Source organism: Helicobacter heilmannii, from assembly GCF_001283065.1.
Taxonomy (GTDB): Bacteria; Campylobacterota; Campylobacteria; order Campylobacterales; family Helicobacteraceae; genus Helicobacter; species Helicobacter heilmannii.
Genome location: NZ_CDMK01000001.1, coordinates 400707 through 401310, shown reverse-complemented (window position 1 = coordinate 401310; position 604 = coordinate 400707). Strand labels below are relative to the sequence as shown.

The window sequence follows — 604 nt, the reverse complement described above, 5'->3', positions numbered from 1 at the left end:
CAGCATGCAAGAGCGGGGGCTAAAAAGCTGAACTCTTTGTCTAAGATGCGTTCAGGTTTATAAGATAAATCGATAGGCCTCAAATCCTCTCGATAGAATGCCCCCACCACATGCCCTCTGCGCGCGCTCATAAGCTTTTCTAAGGCCTCTTTGGGCTTTAGGCAAATGCTTTATAGTTATTGTCATAGTATTTTTTCCCGTCATAAATGCTTGTCAAGTTGTTTAGCTCTTGCACTTGCTCTTGTGGGGATTTAAGGGGGGTTGTGGTATCTTGACTTTTAATCTTTGGGGTGGTAGGGCTAGTACTACTATCTAAAGGCTTGTCAATGTTTCCCTTACCTCCTGAAAAGCTTTCGTTTTGGTTTAACTCTGAATCGGGGTGCTTGTATACTTTATCTCCCTCTGAAAAAGCACGGTTTGAATATGACTTTAAGGGTGAATTTTGGGAATCGTTTAAATCTATGGAAGATTTCTTAACTAATACGGATTTCTCAGAAGTCGCCTTTGTATCTGAACTCACTACAAAAGAAGTAAAGTCGCTTATATCTAAATCTAAATCTTGAGCTAGGCGGTTGCTCTCTCTTACCCCTTAGATTACGCCATT

The 604-nt window shown here is 41.1% G+C and carries 1 protein-coding gene; it reads left to right on the top strand.

Going from position 1 to position 604, the window contains the following annotated elements:
- The first annotated feature begins 326 nt into the window (after positions 1-326).
- On the top strand, positions 327-563 hold the full coding sequence (locus AOG36_RS08500) for a hypothetical protein (protein WP_129593173.1): 237 nt from the start codon (positions 327-329) through the stop codon (positions 561-563).
- Positions 564-604 lie beyond the last annotated feature (41 nt).